Raw genomic sequence first — 21267 nt, 5'->3', positions numbered from 1 at the left:
GGCCCGCACGCAACGCGGCGTAGCACCCGCCCGGCCGAGCCGTGGCGCCCGCGCCCCCGCCCCGCAGCGCGGAGCTGTGCGCCGCCTCGGGGGCGTCGGTGCGTAGGGGGCCGGGTCGGGGTCGGGGTGTCGGCCCCGTCGGGCGGCCGCCGCTAGGCCGGGGTGGGGTGGAGGTGGGCGGCCAGCCAGGTGGGGATGCCGCCCAGGAGGTGGAAGAGGCGGCGGGCCTCGGCGCGCAGGCGGGTGGCCTCCGGTTCCGGTTCGGCCTCGGCCAGGGCCGCCAGCGCCGGGGCCGTGCCCACCAGGAAGCCGAGCTCCTCGCGGATCCGCAGGCTCTCCTGGAAGCCGTGCCGGGCCTGCGCCAGTTCGCCGTCGCGCAGCGCGAGCCCGGCCAGGTGCCGCCAGGTGAAGGACAGCAGCAGGATGTCGCCCTGCGCCTCCGCTCCGGCGTGCGCGCGGCGGTACGCCGGTGCGGCGGCCTGCGGGGCGTCCGCCAGGTGCTCGGCCACCAGCCCCCGCCGGAAGTCCAGCAGCGGCCGGGTCCGCGAGTCCGGGGACAGCAGGGCCGCCGCCCGGCCGAGCGCCGACCGGGCCTCGTCGGCCCGGTCCCGTACGCCGAGGACCGTGGCCGCGTAGGCCAGCTGGCCGCGCTCGCACGCCGCCGCCCCGCGCTGGTCGTCGTCCCCGGCCACGGCCTCCGCCGTGCGCAGGGCGTCCTCGGCCTCGGCCCAGCCCTGCCCGGTGAACAGGCACCGCTCGACCAGCAGCGCGGTGCGCTGCACCGCGGCCGCGGGATCGTCGGTGCGCGGGCTCAGCAGGGCCGCCGCGTCGCTCCAGCAGCCGCGCGAGCGCAGTCGCCATATCGCCCGCTGGAGGGGGTCGTCTCCCCCGGTGGTCCCGGCACTCGACATGGCGGTCTCCGCCACATTGCCCTCCCCAAGCAAGCGAGCAGCACGTCATTGAGCCCTGGGGCGAAATGACAGCACGAATCGGCTCGCTCGGCCAAGGGGTCGGGTGAACTCTTTCACAAAGTCCGGATCCCGCGTCCGCCGCCCCCTGCCGGACGTCTGCTCAGCTCATGCGCAGGGCGAGGAAGAAATCCAACTTGTCCTCCAGCCGCGAAAGATCACGGGACGTCAACTGCTCGATTCGCCCGACCCGGTAGCGCAGCGTGTTGACGTGCAGGTGCAGCCGCGTCGCACAACGGGTCCATGAACCGTCGCAGTCGAGGAACGCCTCCAGCGTCGGGATCAGCTCCGCGCGGTGGCGCCGGTCGTAGTCCCGCAGCGGGTCCAGCAGCCGGGCCGTGAAGGCGCGGCGCACGTCGTCCGGGACGAACGGCAGCAGCAGCACGTGCGAGGCCAGCTCGTGGTGCCCGGCCGCGCAGACCCGGCCCGGCCGGGCCGCGGCGACCCGGCGGGCGTGCCGGGCCTCCTCCAGCGCCCCGCGCAGCCCCTCGGCGGAGTGCACGGCCGCGCTGACGCCCAGGGTGAGCCGCCCGTCGTCCGCCAGACCGGCCGCGAGCGGCTCGCGTACGGCGGCCAGCAGGGCGTCGGCGTGCAGGGCGGAGTCGGGCGCCTTGTCCTCGCCGCCGTCCCCGGACAGCGCCGGCAGCGGCACCAGCGCGATGGCCTCGTCGCCGGCGTGGGCGACCGCGATCCGGTCGGAGGGCTCGGGCCCCGAGACCGTCGGGTCGACGAGGATCTCCTCCAGCAGCGACTGGGCCACCGGGCCGCCGGCGACCTCCCCGCCCTCCCAGTCGACCCGGGCCACGACGACCTGCCAGTGCGGGGCCGTCCCCAGACCGGGCAGCAGCACCGGGGCCGCGACCCGCAGGCGGGCGGCGATCTCGGCGGGCGCGGCACCCGTCTGGACCAGTTCCAGGACCTCCTGCGCCAGCCGGCGCCGGACGGTACGGGCGGCGTCGCGCCGGTCGCGTTCGACGGCGATCAGCTGGGTGACGCCCTGGAGCAGGTCCAGCCGCTCGGCCGGCCAGTCACCGGCGTCCGCCTCGACGGCCAGCAGCCAGTCCGACAGCACGCTCTCGCGCACGTCACGGCCGGCCGGCCCCCCGGCGCGTCCGCTCTGACGAATCGGGAACAAGGAGTACGTAATACCCTGAATGGAGATCCGGTGCGGCCCCCTGCGGCCGGTCCGGACCGCCGCGAGGTGCTCCCCCGCCAGTGCCGCGCACACGCCCGGCGCCAGCGGCGCGCCCGCCCCGGCGATCTGCCGGCCGGTGGGCGAGAGCACCCAGGCCCGGAGGTCGAGGTCCGTGGTGAGCAGATCGAGCACCACATCCGGGCCGCCACCCGCCGGGCCCGAGGTCATCAGGCGGCGGTGCCGGTCCACGACGGCCGCGAGGTCGCCCGCGCGTTCGCCGGAGACCTGGCGCACCACGTACTCCGTGATGGTGGCGAATGCAACGTCTTCGTTCACAGCGAACAACGGCAGCCGGTTGCGCCGACAGGCTGAAACGAGATCGTCGGGGATGTCGCCGAGTTCCGCCTCGCCCGCCGCGAGACCCGCGACACCCGCGCTCGCGAGAATTCGTACGAATGGCTCGGAGTCGGCCGAATTTCGCCGCCAGGCGAGGCCTGTCAGCACAAGTTCTCCGCCGGAGAGGTATCGGCTGGGATCCCTCAGGTCGGTCGTCATGACCCCGCGGACCGTCCGGTCGAGTTCTTCCTCGCCGCCCAGCAGCCGCAGCCCCAGCGCCTCGGTCTCCAGCAGTGCGCGCAGCCGCATGATGTCGCCGCCGATCTGTCTCGATGTTGCCGTTGAAAATCGGGCAGGTCAGTGCAGACCGCCTTTCATACGAATCTACAAGACGAGGGAGGGAGCCAGCCAACTCCTTCATGGTTTCGGTGACTGCACCCCGGCGCGTGGGGCTTGTGTACTTGCTCCACACCGCGTTAACAGCACGTGAACGACCAGTCGAGGGCCCTTCGGCCTCCTGGCTTGAAGTGAACGACCCGATTAAGTAGAAGAGAGCCGCACATGGACTTCCTTCGCCCCGCCAGCTGGGAGGAGGCGCTCGCCGCTAAGGCCGAGCACCCCACAGCTGTGCCGATTGCGGGTGGCACCGACATCATGGTCGAGATCAATTTCGACCACCGCCGTCCGGAATACCTCTTGGACCTGGGCCGCATCGAGCTGCTGCGGGAGTGGGAGGTCGGCGAGGAGGTCACCAAGCTGGGCGCCTCCGTCCCGTACACCCAGATCATCGAGAACCTCCGCGGCACGCTGCCCGGGCTCGCGCTCGCCTCGCACACGGTCGCGTCCCCGCAGATCCGCAACCGCGGCGGCGTCGGCGGCAACCTCGGCTGCGCCTCGCCGGCCGGTGACTCCCACCCGGCCCTGCTGGCCGCGGGCGCCGAGGTCGAGGTCGAGTCGGTGCGCGGCTCCCGCCTGATCCCGATCGACGAGTTCTACACCGGCGTCAAGCGCAACGCGCTCGCCCCGGACGAGCTGATCAAGACCGTTCACATCAAGAACGCCACCGGTCCGCAGCAGTACTCCAAGGTCGGCACCCGCAACGCGATGGTCATCGCGGTCTGCGGCTTCGGCCTCGCGCTGCACCCCGACACCCGCACCGTGCGCACGGGCATCGCCTCCGCCGCCCCGACCCCGATCCGGGCGCAGGCCGCCGAGGAGTTCTTGAACGCCGCCCTGGAGGAGGGCGGCTTCTGGGAGTCCGGCAAGGTCATCACCCCGTCGATCGCCAAGCAGTTCGGCGAGCTCGCCTCGGCCGCCTGCAACCCGATCGACGACGTCCGCGGCACGGCGAAGTACCGCCGTCACGCGGTCGGCATCCTGGCTCGCCGCCAGCTGGTCTGGACGTGGGAGCAGTACCGCGGCACCAACGGCCGCTCGCTTGAAGGGGCTGCGTAACCATGCGCGTCAATTTCACTGTCAACGGCCGGCCGCAGCAGGCGGACGACGTCTGGGAGGGCGAGTCCCTGCTGTACGTCCTGCGTGAGCGCCTGGGCCTGCCCGGTTCGAAGAACGCCTGCGAGCAGGGCGAGTGCGGCTCCTGCACCGTCCGTCTGGACGGCGTACCGGTGTGTTCCTGCCTGGTCGCCGCCGGCCAGGCCGAGGGCCGCGACGTCGTCACCGTCGAGGGCCTCGCCGACTTCGCCAAGAAGCGCGAGGAGCACGGCCACGGCTGCGGCACCGGCGCGTGCGGCGGGGGCGCCGAGGGCGTCTCCACCGACGAGGCCAAGCAGTGGTCCGCCAAGGGCACGGACTCCCAGACCGGCGAGGGCGTGGAGCTCTCCCCGATCCAGCAGGCGTTCATCGACGCCGGCGCCGTGCAGTGCGGCTTCTGCACCCCGGGTCTGCTGGTGCAGGCCGACGCGCTGCTGGAGAGCAACCCGTCGCCGTCCGACCAGGACATCCGTGAGGCCCTCTCCGGCAACCTCTGCCGGTGCACGGGCTACGAGAAGATCCTCGACGCGGTCCGCCTGGCGGCCGCCCGCCAGGGAGAGGCGGTCTGATCATGGCCAACACCCGCACCGCGCCCTCCGGCACCCCGACCAACGTCTCCCAGAAGCACAACAAGGGCGGCATCGGCGAGTCCACCCTCCGCCCGGACGGCACCCTGAAGGTCACCGGCGAGTTCGCGTACTCCTCGGACATGTGGCACGAGGACATGCTGTGGGGCCAGACCCTGCGCAGCACCGTCGCCCACGCCGAGATCGCGTCCATCGACATCTCCGAGGCGCTGGCCATGCCCGGCGTCTACGCGGTCCTGACGTACGACGACCTGCCGGCCGCGATGAAGAACTACGGCCTGGAGATCCAGGACACGCCGGTCCTGGCCAACGGCCGGGTCCGCCACCACGGTGAGCCGGTCGCCCTCGTGGCCGCCGACCACCCGGAGACCGCCCGCCGCGCGGCCGCCAAGATCAAGATCGACTACCGCGAGCTGCCGGTCGTCACGGACGAGGCCTCCGCCCTCGCCCCCGACGCCCCCCTGATCCACGAGGGCCGCGACGACCACCACGCCGGTCACGTCCCGCACCCGAACATCGTGCACCGCCAGCCGATCATCCGCGGCAACGTGGAGGAGGCCCGCAAGCGGGCCGACGTGATCGTCGAGGGCGAGTACACCTTCGGCATGCAGGACCAGGCCTTCCTCGGCCCGGAGTCCGGCCTCGCCGTGCCGTCCGAGGACGGCGGTGTCGACCTCTACGTCGCCACCCAGTGGCTGCACTCGGACCTCAAGCAGATCGCCCCCGTCCTCGGCCTGCCCGAGGAGAAGGTGCGCATGACGCTCTCCGGCGTCGGCGGTGCCTTCGGCGGCCGCGAGGACATCTCGATGCAGATCCACGCCTGCCTGCTGGCCCTCGCGACCAACAAGCCGGTCAAGATCGTCTACAACCGCTTCGAGTCCTTCTTCGGCCACGTGCACCGCCACCCGGCGAAGCTGTACTACGAGCACGGCGCCACCAAGGACGGCAAGCTCACGCACATGAAGTGCAAGATCGTCCTGGACGGCGGCGCCTACGCGTCGGCCTCCCCGGCGGTCGTCGGCAACGCCTCCTCGCTCTCCGTCGGCCCGTACGTCGTCGACGACGTGGACATCGAGGCGATCGCCCTCTACACCAACAACCCGCCCTGCGGCGCCATGCGCGGCTTCGGCGCCGTCCAGGCCTGCTTCGCCTACGAGGCCCAGATGGACAAGCTCGCGGCGAAGCTGGGCATGGACCCGGTCGAGTTCCGCCAGCTCAACGCCATGGAGCAGGGCACGATCATGCCCACCGGCCAGGTCGTGGACTCCCCGGCGCCGGTCGCCGAGCTGCTGCGCCGGGTCAAGGCCCGCCCGCTGCCGCCGGAGCGGCAGTGGGAGAGCGCCGGCGAGGGCGCGGACGTCCGCGCGCTGCCCGGCGGCCTGTCGAACACCACCCACGGCGAGGGCGTCGTGCGCGGTGTCGGCTACGCGGTCGGCATCAAGAACGTCGGCTTCTCCGAGGGCTTCGACGACTACTCCACCGCCCGCGTGGTGCTGTCGGTCGTCAACGGCGAGGCCGTCGCGATGGTCCACACCGCCATGGCGGAGGTCGGCCAGGGCGGTGTCACCGTCCACGCGCAGATCGCCCGTACCGAGCTGGGTGTCACCAACGTGACCATCCACCCGGCCGACACCCAGGTCGGCTCCGCCGGTTCCACGTCCGCCTCCCGGCAGACGTACATGACCGGTGGCGCCGTGAAGAACACCTGTGAGGCCGTGCGCGAGAAGGTCCTGGAGATCGGCCGCCGCAAGAACGGCTCCTACCACCCGGCGTGGGCCACCGCCGAGCTGCTGCTCGAAGGCGGCAAGGTCGTCACCGACGGCGGCGAGGTCCTCGCGGACATCGCCGAGCTGCTCGAGGGCGAGGACCCCATCGACATCGAGCTGGAGTTCCGCCACCGGCCGACCGTCGCCTTCGACCTGGTCACCGGCCAGGGCGACGGCCACGTGCAGTACACCTTCGCCGCGCACCGCGCGGTGGTCGAGGTGGACACCGAGCTCGGCCTCGTCAAGGTCGTCGAGCTGGCCTGCGCGCAGGACGTCGGCAAGGCCCTCAACCCGCTCTCCGTCGTCGGCCAGATCCAGGGTGGTACCACCCAGGGCCTCGGTGTCGCGGTGATGGAAGAGATCATCGTGGACCCGAAGACCGCGAAGGTGCGCAACCCCTCCTTCACGGACTACCTGATCCCGACGATCCTCGACACCCCGACCATCCCGGTCGACTACCTCGAGCTCGCCGACCCGAACGCGCCGTACGGTCTGCGCGGTCTCGGTGAGGCCCCCACCCTGTCGTCCACCCCGGCCGTCCTCGCGGCGATCCGGCAGGCGACCGGGCTGGAGCTCAACAAGACGCCGATCCGTCCCGAGGCCCTCACCGGCACGCTCTAGGACGGTGTCCTCCGGGGGCCGCGCCGCGGCCCGGCCCCCGGACCACCAGGCTCTCCGGGCGGTGTGACACAGGGAACGTCACACTTCCAGCCACACCGCCCGGAGTCATGAAGTGCCGCACCGCTCGCGGTCTGCTTCACCTGCTCCACCCCCGGCAGTCACGTACCACCTGCAACACCCCAGCAGCCAACACAGCTCGGGCCGTCACCCCGGGTCGTGCAGCCAACGTTTCATCCCAAATCCCGCAATCCCCATTCTTCACTGCGGGTGCCCCTTTGAACCTTGGGAGTTAGGCACCATGACCCAGTCGTCAGTGGAGCCCAAGACCACCGCGGAAGATGCGGGCTCCGGCTCGCTCCAGCCCGCCGGACGGTCCTGGCTCGACCGGTACTTTCACATCACCCACAGAGGATCCAGCGTCGGCAACGAGGTTCGTGGCGGTATCACGACCTTCATGGCGATGGCGTACATCCTTCTGCTCAACCCCCTGATCCTCTCGGGCAAGGACGCCGCGGGCGACACGATGAGCCAGAAGGCGCTCATCACGGCGACCGCCTTCGCCGCCGCCGTCACCACCCTCCTCATGGGCTTCGTCGGCAAGGTGCCCCTGGCGCTCGCCGCCGGCCTCTCCGTCTCCGGCGTGCTGGCCTCGCAGGTCGCGCCCGAGATGACCTGGCCGCAGGCCATGGGCATGTGCGTGCTCTACGGAGTCGTGATCTGCCTCCTGGTCGTCACCGGCCTCCGCGAGATGATCATGAACGCCATCCCGCTGGCGCTCAAGCACGCGATCACCATGGGCATCGGCCTGTTCGTCGCCCTGATCGGCCTGGTGAAGGCCGGATTCGTGCACGAGAACCCCGCGCCCGGCGGTGGCCCGGTCACCCTCGGCCCGGGCGGTGAGCTGGCCGGCTGGCCCGTCCTGCTCTTCGCCGTGACGCTGCTGCTGATCTTCATGCTGCAGGCCCGCAAGATCCCCGGCGCCATCCTGATCGGCATCGTGGTGGGCACCGTGCTCGCCGCGATCCTCAACGCCGTCGCGGACATCGACCCCAAGGCGTGGGCCGGCGGCGCCCCGGAGCTGCAGGGCTCCGCCGTCTCCATGCCCGACTTCTCGCTCTTCGGCCAGGTCGAGTTCGGCGGCTGGGGCGAGGTCGGCGCGATGACGGTCGGCATGATCGTCTTCACCCTGGTGCTGGCCGGCTTCTTCGACGCCATGGCCACGATCATCGGTGTCGGTACCGAGGCCAAGCTCGCCGACGACAAGGGCCGCATGCCCGGCCTGTCCAAGGCCCTGTTCATCGACGGTGCCGGCGGTGCCATCGGCGGCGTGACGGGCGGCTCCGGCCAGACCGTGTTCGTCGAGTCCGCCACCGGTGTCGGCGAGGGCGCCCGCACGGGCCTCGCCTCCGTGGTGACCGGCCTCTTCTTCGCCGCGTGCATCTTCTTCACCCCGATCACCCAGATCGTCCCCGGTGAGGTCGCCGCCGCCGCCCTGGTGGTCATCGGCGCGATGATGATGCAGAACGCCCGCCACGTGGACTGGTCCGACACGGCCACCGCGATCCCGGTCTTCCTGACCGTCGTGATCATGCCCTTCACGTACCAGATCACGGCCGGCGTCGCCGCCGGCGTGATCTCCCACGTCGCGATCAAGGTCGCGCAGGGCAAGGCCCGGGAAATCGGAGCCTTCATGTGGGGTCTGTTCGCGATCTTCCTGGTGTTCTATGCACTCAACCCCATCGAGGGCTGGCTCGGCGTCCACTGATCCCTCAGTGCCCGGGCACCGCCCCTCCACGCATCCGATACTGGAACCGATCCTGGTCAGGAGGCCGTAATGCTGGACATCGCCGAAGAGCTGAACCGGTGGGTCGAGCAGGGACGTGACTTCGCCGTCGCCACCGTGGTGTCGACCGGCGGAAGCGCGCCCCGGCAGCCCGGTGCGGCCCTCGCCGTCGACAGCGAGGGAACCGCGATCGGCTCGGTCTCCGGTGGATGCGTGGAGGGCGCGGTGTACGAGCTGTGCCGGCAGGCCCTGGAGGACGGCGAGACCGTCCGCGAGAGCTTCGGCTACAGCGACGACGACGCCTTCGCCGTGGGCCTGACCTGCGGCGGGATCATCGAGATCCTGGTCACCCCGGTCCGGGCGCAGGACGCGCACCGCCCGGTGCTCGCCGCCGCCCTGGCCGCCGCCGCGAGCGGAGGGGCCGCCGCGGTGGCCCGGGTCGCCGAGGGTCCGGCCGAGCTCCGGGGCCGCGCGGTGCTGGTGCGGACCGAGGGCGCCTTCGAGGGCGGTTTCGGCGGCCACCCCGAGCTGGACCGCACGATCGCCGAGGAGGCCCGGGCCATGCTGGACGCCGGGCGGACCGGGGTGCTGGAGGTCGGCGCCGACGGCCGGCTGTGCGGCGAGCCGCTGCGGGTCCTGGTCGAGTCGAGCGTGCCGCCGCCGCGGATGATCGTCTTCGGTGCGATCGACTTCGCCTCCGCCCTGGTGCGGATCGGGAAGTTCCTCGGCTACCGGGTGACCGTCTGCGACGCCCGGCCCGTCTTCGCCACGAAGAACCGTTTCCCCGAGGCGGACGAGATCGTCGTGGACTGGCCCCACCGCTACCTGGCCGCCACCGCCGACGAGGGCGGGCTGGACGGCCGTACCGTCCTGTGCGTGCTGACGCACGACGCCAAGTTCGACGTGCCGCTGCTCGAACTGGCCCTGAGGCTCCCCGTCGCCTACGTCGGCGCGATGGGCTCGCGCCGCACCCACGAGGACCGCAACCGGCGGCTGCGCGAGGTCGGTGTCACCGAGCTCGAACTGGCCCGGCTGCGCTCGCCGATCGGCCTGGACCTCGGCGCCCGTTCCCCGGAGGAGACGGCCCTGTCCATCGCCGCCGAGATCGTGGCGAACCGGCGCGGCGGCAGCGGCGCCGCCCTGACCGGGGCGCACACCCCGATTCACCACGACGGCACCGAGGCGGTCGCCGGGAGGATCGGCGTCGTCGCTTGAAGGGGGGACGACCCCCGGACGTCATGAAGGGCGCGGCTCCCGAGGGGTTGCGCCCTTTCTGCGTGGGCCCTAGCTTACCGGCGGTAACGGGAAGGGAGCCGAGCCCATGTCACGAGCTTCACGACGCCGCCGTACGGCGTTCCTGGTCGCCGCCGCCGGCCTGCTGACCGCCCTGGTCCCCGCGGCGGGCGCGGGGGCCGCCGCCACCGGCCCGGCCCCGGCGCAGCCGCAGCTGCGCGAGGTGCTTTTCGTCGGCAACAACTGGGAGGGCACCGCCGACGTCCTCGCCGCCACCGGGGACATGGCCCGCATCGGCCGGATCGACATCGTCCCGGACAAGGCGGAGCGGCTGCGGGAGATCTACCTCGACCCCGTCAAGCTCGCCTTCTTCCTGGGCATCCGGACCACCGCCGGCGAGGGCCACGACCAGTTCGTGGACGACATGTACACCACCCCCGACGGCTCGGCCGTGGTCGCCTCCCGCCCCAGCTTCGCCGACGTGGTCTCCATCGACCTGCGCACCGGCCGGATCAACTGGCGTTTCCCCGTCTCCGGCTTCCGCGCCGACCACATGGCGGTCTCGCCGGACGGGCGCCGCGTCGCCGTCTCGGCGTCCACCTCCAACACCGTCCACGTCCTCGACATCACCACCGGAGCCCAGGTCGGCTCCTTCGCCACCGGTGACAAGCCGCACGAGAACACCTTCTCCCGCGACGGCCGCCTGCTGTGGAACAGCTCCATCGGCGAGGTCAACACCGCCCTCGACGCGCCCTGGCTGGACTGGACGAAGGGCGACCGCCGGATCACGGTCGTGGACGCGCAGACCTTCCGTCCGGTCCGCGTCGTCGACATGCGCGAACGGCTGGACGCCGCCGGGCGCCCGGACCTCTCCGACTCCGTCCGCCCCAACGCCTTCACGCCGGACGAGTCCACGCTCTACTTCCAGGTGTCGTTCTTCAACGGGTTCGTCGAGTACGACGTGGCCGGCGACCGGATCACGCGGATCAAGACGCTCCCGCAGAACCCGGCCACCCCCTCCGACCGCACCACCTGGGTCAACGACTCCCGCCACCACGGCATGTCGATGAGCCCCGACGGCACCAAGCTGTGCGTCGCCGGCACCATGGACGACTACGCCACCGTCGTGGACCGCGCCACCCTCACCGAGGGCCCGCTGGTGCCGGCCGCCAAGCCGTACTGGGCGACCGTCAACGGCGACGGCACCGCCTGCGTGATCTCCGAGAGCGGCGCTGACCGGGTCACCGCCATCGACTTCGCCACCGGGACCAAGCGCGTCTCGGTCCCGGTCGGCGACCACCCGCAGCGCGTCCGGCTGGGCCGCGTCCCGGCGGGCTGGAGCGGCCCCTCAGCGCGCTGACGCCCGCCCGGTGCCCGCCCGCGGGAGCCTGGCCGCCGCCATGCCGAAGGCCGAGGTGCCGAGGACGGGGCCGAGGGAACCGGTGGCCAGGCCGGTCGGGCGGGGGTACAGGTCCTCCTCGCGGTACCGGCGGACCGACAGGTGCCAGTTGAGGACGCCCGCCATCCAGTCCTCCAGTTCCCGCACGTACGCCCGCACCCCCTCCCGGGCCGCCGGGGACAGGCCGCGGTCCTCGTACAGCACCGGGAGCTGGTGGTCGCGGACGTGCACGAACTCCTGCGTGCGCTGCCTCAGCAGGTCCGCCACGATGCCGGCGGCCCGCCGGTGGTCGATGCCGAAGAAGGCCTGGGTCACCAGGACGTGGTTGTGCAGTTCGCCCTCGACCTCGATCTCCTTCTGGTACGACACCAGGTCGTTGACGAGGCACCCGACGTCCGCGGCCGCGTTCTCCAGCGAACGGACCACCCCGTCGCGCCACAGCTCCGGCGGGACGACGGCGCCCGCCCCCTCGTGGCCGAGCCGGGCCATCAGCATGGTCAGCCGGCTGCCGAAGGTCCACCGGCGCATCTCGGCGTAGTCGACCGGGTCGGGGATCCGGCCCACGGTGGCGTTGTCGACCTCCCACACCCAGCTGTCGAGCATGCCGACGACCGCGGCGCGGAACTCCTCACGGGCGCTCGGGCCCATGCCGGCGACCGTGCGCGCCCACAGGTCCTTCAGGCCGGCCTCCAGCGCGGTGACCGGCTCGCCCGCCGCCGCGGGATCGACCGGGATCATGGAACCGAGCCGGGCTGTCGCCGCCCGGGCCGCGCCCGGGGACCGGGTGGCCGCGAAGACCTTCGGGTAGTAGTCGTCGGCGTACGTGCCCCAGGCCAGCCACTGGGCGCTCAGGCACAGGTCCTCGGCGGTGGCGTCCGGGTCGATGCCCGCCGAGCAGAGCGCGAGGTCGAATCCCACCAGCTTGCGTTCGTCCCAGACGTCCGAGCCGGGATCGCCCGGCTGCGGCTCCAGCAGGCCCGTCTCGCGGCACCAGGTGAGCAGTTCGCGGCGGGCGTGGTCCAGGTGGGGACTGAGGGACAGCGCGAAGGGCAGGTCGAACGCGGGCAGGGCGCAGGGGCCCACCTTCTGGAACGGCACATGGCTGAAGCTGCGCCGGCGCAGTTCGGCGGCGCGCGGCGCGCACACCGAGCGGAGGTCGAGGGCGGCGGCCGTACCGGGCCCGTCGGGCAGGAACGGCAGGACGACCGAACGCGTGGGCCGCGCCCGCTCGTTCATGTAGCGGCTGGAGGCCATGTGCCACTCGTGGCCGCCCGACTGCCAGTCCTGGAGCCCCTTGGTGTACGCCAGCACGGCCGCGAGTTCGTCCGGCGAGAGGTGGTGCTCGGCCGCCAGGGCCGGGACCTCGGTGAGGGCGGTGTGCTCGAACTGCTGCAGCCGGGAGGTCAGCAGGTCGTTGGTGAGTTCGGCGGCCTCCTGGGTGGTGCAGCCCAGGAAGGTCTCCAGCACCAGGACCGCGTTGGACAGTTCGCCCTCGTCCTCGACCTCGCGCTGGTAGGAGAAGAGGTCGTTGCGCAGGTGGACCGCGTCGGCGAAGGCGTCGCGCAGCACCCGCAACGGGCGGGAGTGCGCCACCCGGGCGGGCACCTCGGCGCAGACGTACTCGACGAGCCCGGAGGACCAGGGGGCGCCGCCGACCTTGCGGCGCATCTCGACGTACTCCAGTGGATTGGCGACCCGGCCGATGTCGATGTTGCGCAGCTCCCACATCGACTCGTCGAGGAGGTGGCGGGTGCTCTCGGAGAATCGTTCCCGCCAGGGGAGGGACATGGCCGGCACGGTGCGCAGCCACAGGTCCTTCAGGCCTGCCTCGACGGGGTTGGCGGGCTCGGGGAACCCGTCGGCGAGGTCCATCGGCATGAACGCGGCGAGCCGGTCCAGGTACGCCCGCGCCCCTTCGCGGTCCTGGGTGCGCTTGAACACCTCCAGGAAGTGGTCGTCGAAGAAGAAGACCCACACGTACCAGTCGGTGACCAGGTTCAGCGCGTCCTCGTCGCAGTCCGGGTGGGTGTAGGCGCACAGCAGCGCGTAGTCGTGCGCCTCCAGGTCGCTCTGCTCCCACACGGCGGAACCTTCCAGCATGCCCAGGGCCCGCGCCCACGCGGTGCTGTGCACCCGCGCCGCCTCCAGGTGGGGGTTCAGGCGCGCCGGGTACGGCACGTAGAAGTCCGGCAGGTGAAACGGCTGCGTCACGGCAGACTCGGCCCTTCTCGCTCGGGTGCGGGGGCCCGGTGGTGTCCGGACCCCCGCACGAGATCAGCAGGGCCCTACCCGTGGTTCCCGGCGGGCAAGGGGGATTTCACCGCATCAGGTGACGCCGTCCCCCTTTCCCGGTGCGGCGCCCTGCCGGGGCACCACGGCGCCCGCGGCCCCCTTCGGCCTCGCCGCCGGGGCGGGTGCGGCGTACTGCTCGGCCTGCATCCGGAACATCGCCGCGTACCGGCCGCCGCGCGCCACCAGCTCCTCGTGGCCGCCCTGTTCGACGAGCCGGCCCTCGTGGAGGACGTAGATGACGTCGGCGTGGCGCACCGCGGACATCCGGTGGGTGACCAGGACGACGGCCCGCTGCGGCCCGGCCAGTCGCCGGATGCTGTCGAACGCCGCGATCTCGGCCTCGGGATCGAGCGCGGAGGTCGGCTCGTCCACGACGACCACCCGGGCGTCGCGGTACCGGGTGCGGGCCAGGCCGAACTTCTGCCACTGGCCGCCCGAGAGCTCCGACGCGCCCCGGAACATCCGGGCGAGCAGCGTCTCGTAGCCGTTCGGCAGCTGCGCCACGACCCGGTCGGCGCCCGAGTAGCGGGCGGCGGCGACCACGGCGGCCGCCCGGTCCACGGCCCGCTCCGGGCCGTCGTCGTCCGGCCGGCCCATGGCGATGTTGGTGCGCGCGGTCACCGGCCAGCGCTCGAAGTCCTGGGTGAGCAGCGCCACCCGGTCGAAGACCGCCTCCCGGTCGGCCTCGGCGACCTCCACCCCGTCCCAGGTCAGCGAGCCGCTGTCGGGCAGGTGCAGCCCGGCCAGCAGCTTGACCAGGGTGCTCTTGCCGGAGCCGTTCTCCCCGACCAGCGCCACCACCTGGCCCGCCCCGATGGTCAGGGACACCCCGTCGAGGGCCGGGGCGTCGCGGTCGGGGTAGCGGAAGCGGACGTCGTTCAGCCGGACGGTGCCGAGCCGCTCCGGCAGCGGCAGCCCGCCGCGGGGGATCGCGCGGCGCCCTGCCTCGGCCACGAACCGCTCCAGGTCCCGCACGTAGAGGGACTCCTCGTGGAGCGTGTTCGTGGTCGCCACGAGCGCGCCCAGCCCGGCCGATCCGGTCCGCACCGCGATCACGGCCGTGCCGGCGACGGCCAGCTCCATCCGGCCCGAGACGATCAGCGCGCCCAGCGCGCCGTACGTGACCAGGGCGGCGGCCCCCGACAGGGCCGCGGCCAGCAGCTCGGTGCCCGCCTTGTCGCGGGCCAGGCGGGTGGCCTCGGTCTCGGCGTGCTCGGCCATCTTGCGGTAGTGGCCGAGCAGGTAGCGGCCCACGCCGTGGACCCGTACCTCGGCGGCGGAGGTCCGGGAGATCAGCAGCTGGCCGAGCATCCGGGCGGCCCGGACGTGCTCCACCCAGGACATCACCGACAGGTAGCGGCGCTGCGCCACCCGCATCGCGCCCCAGCCGCGGGGGGCCGCGATCAGCGCGAGCATGGGCAGCAACACCGGGTGCAGCACGGTGAGCACCCCGGCCACGGCGACCAGGGACACCAGCCCGTTCAGCGTGGCCACGCACGCCCCGATGGTGCGCCGGGCCGACGGCGGTCCCCACTGGGCGCTGTCCAGCAGCCGCCGGAACTCCCCGTCCTCGACGGCCTCCAGCTCGACCCCGACCGCGGCCCGCAAGTACCGCTCGGTGGCGGCCCGTTCGACCTTGGGCTCCAGGCGGCCGGCCGCCGCCGTGGACCAGGAGGCGCAGACCGCGCCGGCCACGGCGACCAGCGCGCCGAGCACCAGGGCGGGCAGGGCCCGGTGCACCCGGTCGGCGGCGCCGCCGTCGGCCAGCAGCGCGGCCAGAGCCGCGTTGACCACGAGCAGTCCCACGGCCGAGGCGACGCCCTGCCCGGCCTCGGTGGCGGCCACGGTGAGCAGGGCCCGCCGGTCGGTCTCCCAGGCGAGGCGGACGGTGCCGCCGACCATGGTGGGCATCGCCCGCAGGGTGGTCAGCAGCCGGTTCTCCAGCACGGCGTACTCGTGGTTCGCCCACCCGGCGTCGTACCGCAGCGGTCCACCGAACAACTGCCGCTCGCTGTCCGAGACCGGCGCGTCGACGGGGCGGGGCCGTTTCAGCAGCCTCACGCGCGGCCACCTCCGTCCGGACCCCGATCGAACACCGCATGGACATGCAGGGCTTGCACGCTTCCTCCCGAAGTGACGCGTCGGTGCGTTGACGCCGGGATGAACGTGGCTGTTCAGAGCGCCGTCACGGGCGTCCGGGAGCGAAGGGTCGAACGGTTTTGCGGGCCGGGGCCGCCGGGCCGGGCGCGGCACGGCCGCCGGCCCGTGATGCGGCGTTCGAATCACCCGCCCGGGGTGGGCACCCCCGTGTGAGGGATTGCGGTCGATATCCGGCCGTCGTGACGGTGGCTGACGGAGTGTCGCAGCCGCACCTATTGTCCGATTGGTATAGATTCATATCCGAGGCAGGCAGGAAAAAGAGCCGACGGTGCCCGGCCCACAGTCCGGATGGGCCGGGCACCGTCGGCAGGTGCCTGCGCGGGGGAGGGGGCGCGGGTACTACTCCGCCTCGCCCTCCAGGTCGCCCTCGGTGTCCAGGTACACCTGGCGCAGTGCCTCCAGCACCTGCGGATCCGGCTTCTCCCACAGCCCGCGGGACTCCGCCTCCAGCAGCCGCTCGGCGATGCCGTGCAGCGCCCAGGGGTTGGCCTCCTTCAGGAAGGCCTGGTTCTCCGGGTCCAGGACGTAGGTCTGGGTGAGCTTGTCGTACATCCAGTCGGCGATCACCCCGGTCGTGGCGTCGTACCCGAAGAGGTAGTCCACCGTCGCCGCGAGCTCGAACGCGCCCTTGTAGCCGTGGCGGCGCATCGCCTCGATCCACTTCGGGTTGACCACGCGCGCCCGGAAGACCCGCGAGGTCTCCTCCACCAGCGTGCGCGTGCGGACCGTCTCCGGGCGGGTCGAGTCACCGATGTACGCCTCCGGGGCCGTGCCCCGCAGCGCCCGGACGGTGGCCACCATGCCGCCGTGGTACTGGAAGTAGTCGTCCGAGTCGGCGATGTCGTGCTCACGGGTGTCGGTGTTCTTCGCCGCCACCGTGATCCGCCGGTACGCCGACTCCATCTCGGCGCGGGCGGGACGGCCCTCCAGGCCGCGGCCGTAGGCGTAGCCGCCCCACACCGTGTAGACCTCGGCCAGGTCGGCGTCGGTCCGCCAGTCCCGGCTGTCGATGAGCTGGAGCAGACCGGCGCCGTACGTGCCCGGGCGCGAGCCGAAGATACGGGTGGTCGCCCGCCGCTCGTCCCCGTGCTCGGCCAGGTCCGCCTGGGCGTGCGCCCGCACGAAGTTGCTCTCGTGCGGCTCGTCCAGCGAGGCCGCCAGCCGTACCGCGTCGTCCAGCAGGCCGACGACGTGCGGGAACGCGTCCCGGAAGAAGCCCGAGATGCGCAGCGTGACGTCGATGCGGGGCCGGCCCAGCTCCTCCAGCGGCACCGCCTCCAGGCCGGTCACCCGGCGCGAGGCCTCGTCCCAGACCGGGCGGACGCCGAGCAGGGCCAGCGCCTCGGCCACGTCGTCGCCCGCGGTCCGCATGGCGCTCGTCCCCCACAGGGACAGCCCCACCGAGGCCGGCCATTGGCCGTTGTCGCCGCGGTAGCGCTCCAGCAGCGAGTCGGCCAGCGCCTGACCGGTCTCCCAGGCCAGCCGCGACGGCACGGCCTTGGGGTCGACCGAGTAGAAGTTGCGGCCCGTCGGGAGCACGTTGACCAGACCGCGCAGCGGCGAACCGGACGGACCGGCGGGCACGAAACCGCCGTTCAGCGCGTGCACCGCGTGGTCCAGCTCCTGGGTGGTCGCGGCCAGCCGCGGCACCACCTCGCGGGCGGCGAACGCGAGCACGTCCCGCACCGGCTGCCCGTGCTCCGCGGCCACCGCGTCCACCGCCGCCGGGTCCCAGCCGGCCGCCTCCATCGCCTCGACCAGCGCGCGGGCCGCCTCCTCCGCCGCGTCGGCGGAGGTCCTCGTCGCCTTGGACTCGTCCAGGCCGAGCGCCTCGCGCAGACCCGGCAGGGCGGTGGTGCCGCCCCAGATCTGCCGGGCCCGCAGGATCGACAGCACCAGGTTGACCCGCTCGGCGCCGGCCGGGGCGCCGCCCAGGACGTGCAGGCCGTCGCGGATCTGGGCGTCCTTGACCTCGCACAGCCAGCCGTCGACGTGCAGCAGGAAGTCGTCGAAGCCGTCGTCGTCCGGCCGCTCCTCCAGGCCCAGGTCGTGGTCCAGCTTCGCGGCCTGGATCAGCGTCCAGATCTGCGCCCGGATCGCCGGCAGCTTCGCCGGGTCCATCGAGGAGATCTGGGCGTACTCGTCGAGGTGCTGCTCCAGCCGGGCGATGTCGCCGTAGGAGTCGGCACGGGCCATCGGCGGCACCAGGTGGTCGACGAGCGTGGCGTGCACCCGGCGCTTGGCCTGGGTGCCCTCGCCCGGGTCGTTGACCAGGAACGGGTAGACCAGCGGCAGGTCACCGAGGGCCGCGTCGGGCGCGCAGGCCGCGGACAGGCCCGCGTTCTTGCCCGGCAGCCACTCCAGGTTGCCGTGCTTGCCCAGGTGGATCATCGCGTCGGCGCCGAAACCGCCGTCCGCGGCGGCGGCCTGGATCCAGCGGTAGGCGGCCAGGTAGTGGTGCGAGGGCGGCAGGTCAGGGTCGTGGTAGATCGCGATCGGGTTCTCGCCGAAGCCGCGCGGCGGCTGGATGAGGACGAGCAGGTTGCCGCGGCGCAGCGCCGCCAGCACGATGTCGCCCTCGGGGTTGTGGGTGCGGTCGACGAACATCTCGCCCGGCGCCGGACCCCAGTGCTCCTCGACCTGCTCGCGCAGCTCGGCGGGCAGCTGCCCGTACCACCGCCGGTAGTCGGCGGCCGGGATCCGCACGGGGTTGCGGGCCAGCTGCTCCTCCGTCAGCCAGGCCTGGTCGTGGCCGCCCGCGTCGATCAGCGCGCGGATGAGCTCGTCGCCGTCGCCGGAGACCAGGCCCGGGATCTCCTCCACCGGCCCGAAGTCGTAGCCCTCGGCGATCAGCCGGCGCAGCAGCGCCACCGCGGAGGCCGGGGTGTCCAGGCCCACCGCGTTGCCGATCCGGGAGTGCTTGGTCGGGTAGGCCGACAGCACCAGTGCGATCTTCTTGTCCGCGTTCGGGGTGTGCCGCAGCGCCGCGTGCCGTACGGCGATCCCCGCCACCCGGGCGGCCCGCTCGGGGTCGGCGACGTAGGCGGGCAGCCCGTCGGCGTCGATCTCCTTGAACGAGAACGGGACGGTGATCAGCCGGCCGTCGAACTCCGGCACCGCGACCTGGCTGGCCGCGTCCAGCGGCGACAGGCCCTCGTCGTTCTCCTCCCAGCTGCTGCGCGGACCCGTCAGGCACAGCGCCTGGAGGATCGGCACGTCCAGCGCGGCCAGCGCACCCGCGTCCCACGCCTCCTCGTCCCCGCCGGCCGAGGCGTCCGCCGGCCGGGTGCCGCCGGCCGCGAGGACCGTGGTGACGATCGCGTCGAGGCCCGACAGCTCCTGGAGCAGCTCCGGTTCCGGCGCGCGCAGCGAGGACACGTACAGCGGGACGGGCACCCCGCCCGCCGTCTCGATCGCGTCGGCGAGCGCGTGCACGAAGGCGGTGTTCCCGCTCATCTGGTGGGCGCGGTAGTAGAGCACCGCGATCCGCGGGCCGGCCGCGGGCGCGGGCCGGCGCTCCAGCGGCCCCCAGGTCGGGGCGGCGGCCGGCGGCTCGAAGCCGTGGCCGGTGAGCAGCACCGTGTCGGAGAGGAACCGGGCCAGCTGCTCCAGGTTGGCGGGGCCACCGTGCGCGAGGTAGGCGTGGGCCTCGGCGGCGATGCCGATCGGGACGGTGGAGGCCTCCATCAGCTGCGCGTCCGGGGCCTGTTCGCCCGTCAGCACGACGACCGGCCGCGGCTGGTCGGCGGCCAGCAGCACGTCCAGCCCGTCCTGCCAGGCCCGCAGACCGCCGAGGAGGCGTACGACGACCAGGTCGACACCCTCCAGCAGCCCGGGCAGGTCGTCCAGGGGCAGCCGGGAAGGGTTCGCGAAGCGGTAGGCGACCGGGCCGCCGGCGGCACGGGCGCTGAGCAGATCGGTGTCGGACGTCGACAGCAGCAGGATCATGCGGACGCAGGCCTTCCTCGGGGTTTCCGCGCCCCGGGCAGAGCGGACGGCGGGAGTTCCTGACTCGCCCGGCCCCCGCGGGGCGGACTCACAGTGGCGGGACCGCGCCGGAGTCTCACCGGGCTTCCTCCCATGTCGCCGTCCTGGCGACGACGGGCCAGGCGACCCGCCGGGGTGCATCCTATGTGCCGGCGCGGCCGTCCGGGAGACGGGGTCGGCGCAGGTCCGGGGGCACGGGGGGTGGTGACGGCCACAGCCGGGGCGCCCAGAATCGTGGGTATGCTCGCCGCCATGCCACCGCCCCCCTCCGCCGCGCCCCACGACGCCCCCGTCGTCCGGGAACGCGGCGACGCCTGCCCCGGCGCGCTGCGCCTGCACGCGGCGGACGACGGGTTCCTCGCGCGGATCCGGATCCCCGGCGGGCTGCTCACGGCGCACCAGGCCGAGCGGCTCGGGCGGGCCGCGGACCTGTTCGGGGACGGCTGCCTGGAACTCACCTCGCGCGGCAACGTCCAGCTGCGGGGCCTCGCGGACGGCTGCGGCGGCGAACTCGCCGCGCTGCTGGACTCCGCCGGGCTGCTGCCCGCGCCCGGCCACGAGCGGATCCGCAACGTCGTGGCCACGCCGGTCTCCGACACGATGGCGGCTCAGGTCGGCGAACTCGACCGGCTGCTGTGCGCGAACGACCGGGTGACCGCCCTGTCGGGACGGTTCCTGTTCGCGCTCGACGACGGCCGGGGCGACGTGGCCGCCCTCGGCGCGGACGTGACGGTGCTCGCGGGGCGGGACGCCGGTCCCGGCGCCGGGCGGGACGCGCGGCGCGCGCACGTCCGGCTGGGCCGGGCGCCCGGGGCCGTCGAGGTGCCCCTGGCGGCCGGGCCGCGCGCCGCCGTGCTCGCCGCCGAGTACTTCCTGGACGCCGCCGCGGCGGCGGGCACCGGGGCCTGGCGGGTGGCGGAGCTGCCCGCCGGACACGGCCTGCGGGAGGACGAGTTCGCGGCCCGGCTGACCGCCGCCGGGATCCCCGGCGTCGTCGTGGTGCCCGAGGTGGACTGGCCGTACGCCGGACCGGTCGTGCCCTGGGGCCCCGGCGCGGGCCGGGGCGGAGCGCTGTGCGTCCTGCCGCCGCTCGGCCGACTGACCTCCGCGCAGTGGCGGGTGCTGGTCCGCGCGGCCGGCCCGGACGGGGAGCTGCGGCTCACGCCGTGGCGCACGATCGTGCTGCCGCGCACGACGGCCGGGGACGCGGCCGGGGACCCGGCCGACGCGCTCGCCCCCCTGGAGGCGGCCGGGCTCGTGGTGCGTCCGGGCAGCCCCTGGCAGTCCGTCACGTCCTGCACCGGGCGCCCCGGTTGCGCCAAGGCGCTGGCCGACGTACAGGCCGACGCGCGGGCCGCCGTACCGTCGGCCGCCGCGCTCGCCGGGGCCGCGCTCGCCGGGACCGCGCTCGCCGGGGCGCGGGGGCCGCTGCTCGCGGTGCACTTCTCCGGCTGCGAGCGGCGGTCCGCACCGGCTCGGCGGCGGACCTCGGCTTCGTGCTGGCCTGCG

Annotated in this window: 12 protein-coding genes and 1 riboswitch; of the genes, 7 read left to right on the top strand and 5 right to left on the bottom strand. The window is 73.3% G+C overall.

Annotated elements, in window-relative coordinates; all coding sequences use genetic code 11:
* Window positions 1-152: 152 nt before the first annotated feature.
* Entirely contained in the window at window positions 153-911 is a 759-nt protein-coding gene (locus tag LG632_RS22080; RefSeq protein ID WP_226729159.1) for a hypothetical protein, read from the bottom strand.
* Window positions 912-1071: 160 nt separating this feature from the next.
* On the bottom strand, window positions 1072-2748 hold the full coding sequence (locus LG632_RS22075) for a PucR family transcriptional regulator (protein WP_226729158.1): 1677 nt from the start codon (window positions 2746-2748) through the stop codon (window positions 1072-1074).
* A gap of 252 nt (window positions 2749-3000) precedes the next feature.
* Between LG632_RS22075 and LG632_RS22070 the strand changes: the two genes are divergently transcribed.
* From LG632_RS22070 to LG632_RS22045, 6 genes are all read left to right on the top strand, one after another.
* Window positions 3001-3894, top strand: a complete 894-nt coding sequence (locus LG632_RS22070; RefSeq protein ID WP_226729157.1) for an FAD binding domain-containing protein — start codon at window positions 3001-3003, stop codon at window positions 3892-3894.
* A gap of 2 nt (window positions 3895-3896) precedes the next feature.
* Window positions 3897-4499 carry a (2Fe-2S)-binding protein gene (locus LG632_RS22065; RefSeq protein WP_226729156.1) on the top strand — a complete coding sequence of 201 codons (603 nt, stop codon included), beginning with the start codon at window positions 3897-3899 and terminating at the stop codon, window positions 4497-4499.
* Between the two features lie 2 nt (window positions 4500-4501).
* On the top strand, window positions 4502-6904 hold the full coding sequence (pucD, locus tag LG632_RS22060) for a xanthine dehydrogenase subunit D (protein WP_226729155.1): 2403 nt from the start codon (window positions 4502-4504) through the stop codon (window positions 6902-6904).
* 298 nt (window positions 6905-7202) lie between these two features.
* Window positions 7203-8669 (top strand): NCS2 family permease, encoded by a 1467-nt coding sequence (locus tag LG632_RS22055; RefSeq protein ID WP_226729154.1) that lies wholly within the window; start codon window positions 7203-7205, stop codon window positions 8667-8669.
* A gap of 69 nt (window positions 8670-8738) precedes the next feature.
* A complete protein-coding gene (locus LG632_RS22050; RefSeq protein WP_226729153.1) occupies window positions 8739-9902 on the top strand; it encodes an XdhC family protein in 1164 nt (387 codons plus the stop codon).
* 106 nt (window positions 9903-10008) lie between these two features.
* A complete protein-coding gene (locus tag LG632_RS22045; protein ID WP_226729152.1) occupies window positions 10009-11280 on the top strand; it encodes a YncE family protein in 1272 nt (423 codons plus the stop codon).
* Here the strand turns inward: LG632_RS22045 and LG632_RS22040 are convergent.
* The 3 genes from LG632_RS22040 to cobN form a co-directional block, all read right to left on the bottom strand.
* Window positions 11269-13530: a terpene synthase family protein gene (locus LG632_RS22040; protein ID WP_226729151.1), complete on the bottom strand. Its 2262-nt coding sequence runs from the start codon at window positions 13528-13530 to the stop codon at window positions 11269-11271. The two genes, LG632_RS22045 and LG632_RS22040, sit on opposite strands and share 12 nt — an antisense overlap.
* A 114-nt stretch (window positions 13531-13644) precedes the next feature.
* Window positions 13645-15672, bottom strand: a complete 2028-nt coding sequence (locus LG632_RS22035) for an ABC transporter ATP-binding protein (RefSeq protein ID WP_226729150.1) — start codon at window positions 15670-15672, stop codon at window positions 13645-13647.
* A 438-nt stretch (window positions 15673-16110) separates the two neighbouring features.
* Window positions 16111-19719: a cobaltochelatase subunit CobN gene (cobN, locus tag LG632_RS22030; protein ID WP_226729149.1), complete on the bottom strand. Its 3609-nt coding sequence runs from the start codon at window positions 19717-19719 to the stop codon at window positions 16111-16113.
* Between the two features lie 53 nt (window positions 19720-19772).
* A riboswitch (cobalamin riboswitch) is annotated at window positions 19773-19872 on the bottom strand.
* 138 nt (window positions 19873-20010) lie between these two features.
* Here cobN and LG632_RS22025 point away from each other — a divergent pair.
* Window positions 20011-21267, top strand: a 1257-nt coding sequence (locus LG632_RS22025) for a ferredoxin-like domain-containing protein (protein WP_226729148.1), incomplete at its 3' end; no start/stop codon positions are given.

Source organism: Streptomyces antimicrobicus, assembly GCF_020532625.1.
In the GTDB taxonomy this organism is placed as follows: domain Bacteria; phylum Actinomycetota; class Actinomycetes; order Streptomycetales; family Streptomycetaceae; genus Streptomyces; species Streptomyces antimicrobicus.
Note: the sequence above shows the minus strand (reverse complement) of the source record. Positions and strands in the feature narration are given on the sequence as shown.

Bases quoted from the DNA above. Each gene is read 5' to 3' on its own strand.
- LG632_RS22080 (WP_226729159.1), bottom strand. From the start codon at position 911: ATGTCGAGTGCCGGGACCACCGGGGGAGACGACCCCCTCCAGCGGGCG.
- LG632_RS22075 (WP_226729158.1), bottom strand. From the start codon at position 2,748: ATGCGGCTGCGCGCACTGCTGGAGACCGAGGCGCTGGGGCTGCGGCTG.
- LG632_RS22070 (WP_226729157.1), top strand. From the start codon at position 3,001: ATGGACTTCCTTCGCCCCGCCAGCTGGGAGGAGGCGCTCGCCGCTAAG.
- LG632_RS22065 (WP_226729156.1), top strand. From the start codon at position 3,897: ATGCGCGTCAATTTCACTGTCAACGGCCGGCCGCAGCAGGCGGACGAC.
- pucD (WP_226729155.1), top strand. From the start codon at position 4,502: ATGGCCAACACCCGCACCGCGCCCTCCGGCACCCCGACCAACGTCTCC.
- LG632_RS22055 (WP_226729154.1), top strand. From the start codon at position 7,203: ATGACCCAGTCGTCAGTGGAGCCCAAGACCACCGCGGAAGATGCGGGC.
- LG632_RS22050 (WP_226729153.1), top strand. From the start codon at position 8,739: ATGCTGGACATCGCCGAAGAGCTGAACCGGTGGGTCGAGCAGGGACGT.
- LG632_RS22045 (WP_226729152.1), top strand. From the start codon at position 10,009: ATGTCACGAGCTTCACGACGCCGCCGTACGGCGTTCCTGGTCGCCGCC.
- cobN (WP_226729149.1), bottom strand. From the start codon at position 19,719: ATGATCCTGCTGCTGTCGACGTCCGACACCGATCTGCTCAGCGCCCGT.